Source organism: Clostridium tarantellae (assembly GCF_009295725.1).
Lineage (GTDB): Bacteria > Bacillota > Clostridia > Clostridiales > Clostridiaceae > Sarcina > Sarcina tarantellae.
Window position 1 is genome coordinate 1 of the sequence record NZ_WHJC01000161.1, and the last position, 7,713, is coordinate 7,713.

Annotated in this window: 7 protein-coding genes and 1 riboswitch; all 7 genes read right to left on the minus strand. The window is 24.4% G+C overall.

The features are described 5' to 3' along the window. Nucleotides 1–33: 33 nt before the first annotated feature. A complete protein-coding gene (locus GBZ86_RS10300) occupies nucleotides 34–636 on the minus strand; it encodes a histidine phosphatase family protein (RefSeq protein WP_170272209.1) in 603 nt (200 codons plus the stop codon). Then, entirely contained in the window at nucleotides 633–1,373 is a 741-nt protein-coding gene (gene cobS, locus GBZ86_RS10305; RefSeq protein ID WP_152890379.1) for an adenosylcobinamide-GDP ribazoletransferase, read from the minus strand. The genes GBZ86_RS10300 and cobS overlap by 4 nt, the downstream gene beginning before the upstream one ends. 10 nt (nucleotides 1,374–1,383) lie before the next feature. Further along, nucleotides 1,384–1,947 (minus strand): bifunctional adenosylcobinamide kinase/adenosylcobinamide-phosphate guanylyltransferase, encoded by a 564-nt coding sequence (gene cobU / locus GBZ86_RS10310; protein WP_152890381.1) that lies wholly within the window; start codon nucleotides 1,945–1,947, stop codon nucleotides 1,384–1,386. A 13-nt stretch (nucleotides 1,948–1,960) separates the two neighbouring features. After that, nucleotides 1,961–3,061 (minus strand): threonine-phosphate decarboxylase CobD, encoded by a 1,101-nt coding sequence (cobD, locus tag GBZ86_RS10315; RefSeq protein ID WP_170272210.1) that lies wholly within the window; start codon nucleotides 3,059–3,061, stop codon nucleotides 1,961–1,963. A gap of 79 nt (nucleotides 3,062–3,140) precedes the next feature. Then, nucleotides 3,141–4,133: an adenosylcobinamide-phosphate synthase CbiB gene (cbiB, locus tag GBZ86_RS10320; protein WP_340162478.1), complete on the minus strand. Its 993-nt coding sequence runs from the start codon at nucleotides 4,131–4,133 to the stop codon at nucleotides 3,141–3,143. Beyond that, the gene (locus GBZ86_RS10325) at nucleotides 4,126–5,670 is read right to left on the minus strand and encodes a cobyric acid synthase (RefSeq protein WP_152890389.1); all 1,545 of its coding nucleotides are present in this window, start codon (nucleotides 5,668–5,670) and stop codon (nucleotides 4,126–4,128) included. The genes cbiB and GBZ86_RS10325 overlap by 8 nt, the downstream gene beginning before the upstream one ends. A gap of 420 nt (nucleotides 5,671–6,090) precedes the next feature. After that, a riboswitch (cobalamin riboswitch) is annotated at nucleotides 6,091–6,293 on the minus strand. 203 nt (nucleotides 6,294–6,496) lie between these two features. Further along, nucleotides 6,497–7,567: a BMP family lipoprotein gene (locus tag GBZ86_RS10330; RefSeq protein ID WP_152890387.1), complete on the minus strand. Its 1,071-nt coding sequence runs from the start codon at nucleotides 7,565–7,567 to the stop codon at nucleotides 6,497–6,499. Between the last annotated feature and the right edge of the window lie 146 nt (nucleotides 7,568–7,713).

A 7,713-nucleotide genomic window follows, 5' to 3' on the forward strand; every position in this document is an offset into this window, starting at 1 on the left:
CCTATATCTATAATATCTAATTTATTAGTTCTATTAGTTATTAAAATTAATAATGTTTTTTATATAAGCAAAATCATCCATATAACTTAGTTCTATTATAGAACCATTACCACAGTAAAAATTCCAATAATGACTTAAATCTAACTTTAATAAATTTAAAATAATTAATTTTATTATTCCTCCATGAGCAACTATTATTAAATTTTTATTTTTATTAATAATTTCATTTACAACTAAAGAAACTCTTTTACTACAATTTAGAAGACTTTCACCTTTTGGAATAGCAAATGTAACATACTCATTACACCATTTTTCATAATCATCCTTAAAATTTTTTTTAATTTCTTCATTACTTAACCCTTCAAATATTCCAAAATTAGTTTCTATTAAATTACTTTTAAAATTAAATGGTAAATTAAAAGTTTTAGAAATTTTATTAGCTAATAAATAGCATCTTTTTAAAGGACTAGTATATACATGTTCAATTCCTTCAAAGATTTTACTATCATAAAGATATTTTATTACTTTATCTAATTGTTTTTTGCCCTTTTTAGTTAATTCGTAATCAACCTGACCACCATATACCCCTAATTCATTTGCTATGCACTCAGTATGTCTTATTAAAACAATTTTCAAATTAATACACTCCCTATATAGCAACTAATTAAAAATATTAATTGAGATACTTCTGCAAGAAATCCTAAAACGTCTCCTGTAATACCATTTATTTTTTTGCTTATGTTTTTTGTCATAAAACAACTTAAAATATAAGTAATAAATAAAGCTATTATTATATTAATATTATTTGTAAATAAGGATATTAATATAATAACCATTGTTATTATTATAACTATTATTAAAGATGGTAACTTTCCTGCATTTTCTACAAATGTTTTTCCCATACCACTCTCTCTTGAATATTGGCTAGTTTTACAACTTATCATTACAGAACATTTTCCTACTATAACAAAAAGAAATACAACTAATAAAGAACTATTCATTAAAAATATAATATTACCAACTATAATTAATATCATAGAAATTACTCCAAAGGATCCAACTCTACTATCCTTCATTATTTCTAAAATTCTTTCAGGAGATCTATTACTAAATATTCCATCACAAGTATCTGATAGTCCATCTAAATGTAAGCCACCTGTTATAAATATGTATAATACTACTATAAAAAATGCTACTACTTCTTTTTGAAATAATGGTCTCATAAAAAAAGTAAAACTACTTAATATAATACCTATTATTATTCCAACTATAGGTGTATATTTTATAGCTTTAACGAAATTATCATCAGAAAAATCTATATTTCCTACTGGTAAGCGAGTAAAAAAACTTAAAGCTAATTTTAAGCTATTCATAATAACACCTCTATTTTATTTTTAATGGAATTCCTGCTGTTAATAAAAATACTTCTTCACACTTTTCTGCTACTAATTGATTTACTCTTCCAGCAATATCCCTAAATATACTTCCTAATTTATAAGATGGAACTAAGCCAAATCCTACTTCATTAGAAACCATAACTACCTCTTTATTATTTTCTTTACAAACTTTAATAAATTTATTTACCTCATTCATTATATTTTTTTCCAACAAATTCACTTGTTCATTAGAAATTTTATCAAAATCACCATTGTATTCTAAAAGTATATTAGTAACCATTAAAGTTAGACAATCTAATAAAATTACTTTATTTCTTCTAAAATCTTCATTATCATATATATTTTCAAAATTTTTATACTGTTCTAAAGTTGGCCAATTATCTGGTCTACTTTCCTTATGCTTTCTAACTCTATCCGCCATGTGTTCATCAAATACTATAGAAGTAGCTACATATAACACATTAGTATTTAATTTATATTGTAATTCTTTAGCTTTCTTTTCTGCAAAAGAACTTTTTCCACTTCTAGCTCCACCTATAACTAAAATCATATACTATCCCTTCTTAATTTAATACTTGTTTTAAATTTTTAATAAATTTTTCATTTTTATCTCTATCCTTTATAGCAAAACGTACATATTTATTGCTTAGATTGTTAAAATTAGAACAATCTCTTATTAATATGCCCATTTCCCCTAATTTTTCTCTTAATTTTACTGAATCAATATTTTCATCAAGTAATTTTACTAAAATAAAATTTGTGTTAGGATAAAATACTTTTATTTTTTTTATTGATTTTAATTCACTATAAAACCAATCTCTTTCTTCATTTATCCATTTTTTTGTATTAATAATATAATCATTATCTTCTTTTAATATTTCTCCCACTAAAGTAGCAAAATAATTTATTGACCAAGGTAATCTTATTTTTATTAACTCTTTTGCTAAATCTTCATTACAAATACCACATCCTAATCTTAATCCAGGTATTCCAAAAAATTTAGTAAAAGATCTTATAATAATTAAATTTTTATACTCCTTTACAAAATCTTTAATAGAATTCTTTTCATCTCCATTTGTTAAATCTATAAAAGATTCGTCTAATACTACAAAAATATGTTTTTCATTAGCAAAAAAAAGTATATCTAATAATTGTTTCTTATTTAACAATGTAGAGGTTGGATTATTGGGATTACATAAAAATATTCCTTCAATACTAGTATCCTTATCAATATAATTTTTAAAATCTTCTATATGTAAATTAAAATTATTTTCTTCTTTTAAATTATAATAATCTATTTCAATATTGAATTTATTACAGGCACCTTTATATTCAGAAAAAGTAGGGCAAGGCATACAAACTTTTTTTAATTTTAATGCTTCTAAAGTTAAATATATAACCTCTGTTGCACCATTTCCTACAACTATATTTTTTTTATTAACCTTTAAGTAATTGCTTATTTGCTCAGTTAATAATGAATAATCTATATTAGGATAATTAACTAATTTACTAATATTATTCTTTATTAACTTTTCTAAATCCTTAGGAACACCTAAAGGATTTATATTAGCAGAATAATCTAAAAACTTCCCTTCATTTATTCCAAATTCCTTAGAGGCTAAATATAAATTACCGCCATGACTATTACTTCTAATAGTTTTCAAAATCATCACCTCTTCTTTTCTTTATCATCAGTAAAAAATATATATCTTAGATAAAAATTTATTGCTTTATATTTAAATATTATAACTTATATGCAAAAAATGAAATTCCTGTAAAAACTACTAATGCAATAAAAGATGTTAAATACATAACCTTAATTGTAGTTATAATATCGTTGTTACAAGGCTTTCTTAATTCTTCTCCAATAGTTGGTTTAGGGACTACTTTACCAAAATATACATGAGTTCCTCCAAGCTTAATTCCTAAAGCACCTGATATAGCACTTTCAGGATAAGCACAATTAGGACTTTTATGATTTCTTCTATCTCTTTTTACTATTTTGATACAATTTTTATAATCCAATCTTAAAATAAAACTAGCTATTATCATAAAAATTGCTGTTAATCTGGCTGGTATATAATTAGCTAAATCATCTATTTTAGCGGATACAAAACCATAATTCATATATTTTTCATTTTTATATCCCACCATAGAATCTAAAGTATTTATAGCTTTATACATATATGCCATAGGAGCTGCCACTCCAAACATTCCTCCTATTATAATATAAAATAAAGGAGATATTATACCATCTACCGTATTTTCTGCTACAGTTTCCACAGTGGCTTTTATAATTTCTTCCTCATTTAAATTAGAAGTTTCTCTTCCTACTATATATGAAACATTTATTCTTGATTTTTCTAAATCTTTCTTATCTAAAGATTTAAATATTTTTTTTCCTTCAAAGGCTAAACAAGTACTTGCTAAAGAAGAATATATAAAATAAATATTAACTATGTGAAATAAATATATATTTATATACTTACATATGCCTAAAATTAAATATACAGTTCCTACTGTAACTCCAATGGTTATTACCCATAAAACCCCTCCACATAATCTTTCTCTTCTTTTCTCATTTTTAATAAACTTTAATGGCCATTTTTTTTCTCCTTTTCTTAGGAGTTTTTCCGTTTTTCTTATTAAAGAACCTACAAATCTAATTGGATGAGGCATGCAATATGGATCACCAAATATTAAATCTAATATATAGGCTATTATTATATCAATAATAATTTCTTTCAACCTCCTGTCCATCAATTATTTTGTAGATCTTATCTAAATCTAAAGAATCTCTTAAAATATTTGAAAGCTTTATATATTCTTTTTCTTTCATTTCATTATAATTATTAAATTCTACAGTATTATCTTCTTTTAACTCTAAACCTTTTTTATTCTTTAAATTATTTAAAAAACTATTGGTAAATTCTAAGGAATCAAATATTCCATGTATATAAGTTCCAAATACATTTCCTTCTTTATTTCTATATCCTTCTACTTTGTTTTCTTTATTTCCTAAAACTTCATTTATTTCAATAAAAGGAATAATATCTTTACCAACAAAAGTTGTTCTACCCATATGAATTTCATATCCTTCTATATATTTATCTTTACAATTGAAAAGTCTATGTATACTATCATCACTTATAACCCCACTAACTTGAGTAGTAACCTTAGAACTTTTAAATTCTGTTTCTATATCTAATAAGCCTAATCCCTCTATATCATTTATTTCATTTTCAACTTTTTCTTCATTTATAATTTTTTTACCAAGCATTTGGAATCCTCCACATATTCCAAAAATAGTCTTGTCCTCTTCTTTTGCTTTTAAAATTTCATCCCAAAAACCATTATTATTTAAGTACATCAAATCCTTTATAGTATTTTTAGAACCTGGAATTATAATTAAATCTGCCTCTTTTAATTCTTCACTATCTATGGCATAACTTACATTAACTTTTGATAACGAAAATAATACATTGAAATCTGTAAAGTTAGACATATATGGTAAACGTACTATTTTAATAACTAACTCATCTTGCTCTATTTTTCTTTTTATTTTGCTCTCTACTGAAACTCCATCTTCATCATCTATGTTTAATTTAGTGTAAGGTACAACACCTAATACAGGAATATTTATAATATCTTCAAGCATTTTTAATCCTGGTTTTAATATTTCTACATCACCTCTAAATTTATTAATTATTACCCCTTTTACTCTTTTTCTTTCCTCTTCACTTAAAAGCTGTAAGGTACCTACTATGGAAGCAAATACTCCTCCTCTATCTATATCACCAACTAATATAACAGGAGCATCAACTAACTCAGCCATTCCCATATTAACTAAATCGCCTTCTCTTAAATTTATTTCTGCTGGACTTCCTGCTCCTTCCATAACTATAGTATCAAATTCATTTTGTAATTCTTCATATATTTCTTTTACTTTTAATTTAAGCTCTGGTTTAAATTTATGATATTCCATTGCAGTCATATCAGCATAAACTTCACCATTTAAAATAACTTGGCATCTTCTATCACCAGTTGGTTTTAAAAGTATAGGATTCATAGCTGCTTTAGGTTTTATTCCAGCTGCTTCTGCTTGTGCTACCTGAGCCCTTCCCATCTCTTTACCCTCATGAGTTATATAAGAATTCAAACTCATATTTTGAGATTTAAATGGAGCAACCTTATGTCCATTCTCATATAAAATTCTACAAAGTCCAGCTGTTATAATACTTTTTCCTACTGATGATGCAGTTCCTTGAATCATTATATTACTATAATCCACTTTAATCTCTCCTTTATAAAAATATAAAAAATCAGCCTATAAATTTTAGATATTCTTTCTAGAATTATAGACTGAAATTTTTTTACATAGCATTAATTATAAACTTATTTAATATATCTTGCATATCTTTATAAATAATATATGCTTAATAAATAATCATTTTATAATAAAGTTATAAGAATTTTACTATATGTATTTGAATTTAATTTTTTATTACTTTAAATAAATTTTTTTATAAATTAAATAAGTTAATTTTATTTAAAGTAATAAAATATATTAAGTTATATTATCTTCCCTAACTTTTTTATAAAATTTATATAAAAAAACTCTTTCTTAAGTAATACAGAAAGAGTTTTATACACAGAACATAAATAATGTATATTAATTTCCCTCCGAAAGAATATATCACATGTTCACTAGGTAGGTCTCCTGGCTAATAATTCATCCTCTAGTAACCCTTTCCATGAACAGAAATCACAGTGGATTTGTTACTTTCGTCACTATATACAGTAGCGGGGGCTGCAGCTTTTAACTTTCCCTATTAAGTTTATATTATATTAAATTTCACATAATATTTTATTAACACCTAATGTACCTTTTTAAATTTTAAATCTATTAAATATGATTACATATAATTTTATTTCTGTCAACTAAGGTGAACTACTAACCACTTAGAAACAAATTTATTTAAGTAAGGCTTCTTTGTCAATATTCCTACTGACAAAACTTTACCTAAGCTTAAAAGGTTCTACTCACTTCTCTATAATCAATAAATTATGCTATAAAATTTTCTAGATTTATTGCAATATTATATTCCTACTTGAAAATTTTTCACTTGATCTGGAGTTGTTGGAATAACTAATTTACCATCCTTTATAGCTTCACTATATTTATTTACTAATTCAATAACTTCTTTAGGCACTTTTTTATTAGTACTTATTGCAACACTAATTCCATTTTCTTTTAATCCTAAAATTAATTTATTTTCTACTCCCATAGATAAATTTCCATTTATAAAATCTTTTATACAAGTAAATACAGCTATATCTACAGATTTAATCATAGAAGATAATATAACCTCTTCATATTCTGGATATTCAAGAGCCTGATCTTTATCTACTCCTATAGCAAACTTATTGTTTTCTTTTGCCGCCTTAAATACTCCTAATCCAGCACCTCCAGCTGCATGAAATATTACATCAACACCATTATTATATAAAAATTTTGCTAAATCATAACTTTTATCATTATCAGTGAAATTAGTTATATATTTTGCATTTTTTCTATTATCTAAATCTTTAAATGCTTTCTCATTTACTGCTTTTACCCCTGCAGAAAAACCAGTTTCAAATTTTCCTATTAATACATTTTCTACTCCACCAATAAAGCCTACTTTATTGGATTTGGTCATTTTTCCAGCAATTACTCCCATAAGAAAAGCTCCTTCTTCATCCTTAAATAAAATGGATTTAACATTAGGTAATTGTGAAGTTTCATCTATTAAAACAAAATTTTTATCTGTATTATTCTTAGCTACACTTTCTAAAGTCTCTTTCATTTTAAATCCTGTAGCAAAAGTTAAATCACTATTTTTAACTAACTTTTCAAAATCTTTTTTATATTCTTTAGAAGATAAAGAGTCTATTACTTGAACATCTGATTTAAATTCTTTGCCAGCCTTTTCTAAACCCTCCTTAGCAGAATCATTAAAAGCTTTATCTCCTAAAATTCCATCACCTATACTCATAGCAAACTTATACTTTGTTACAGTCTTAAGTTTATTGGATATAGAAAATAAATTACATCCATTAAATAAGCCTACTATTACTATAATTAAAGCTAAAACACTAATAAATTTTTTTACACCTTTATTTATCATTAGTAATTTCGTTATCAATATATTTTATAAAAAATATTGATAACTCCTCCTTTTATATTATTTTTTCTAACATTTATAAAGTTTTACAATCTTTATTTAACTGTTATTGTAATATTCTAATTACTTATTAATTATATTTTTTTATT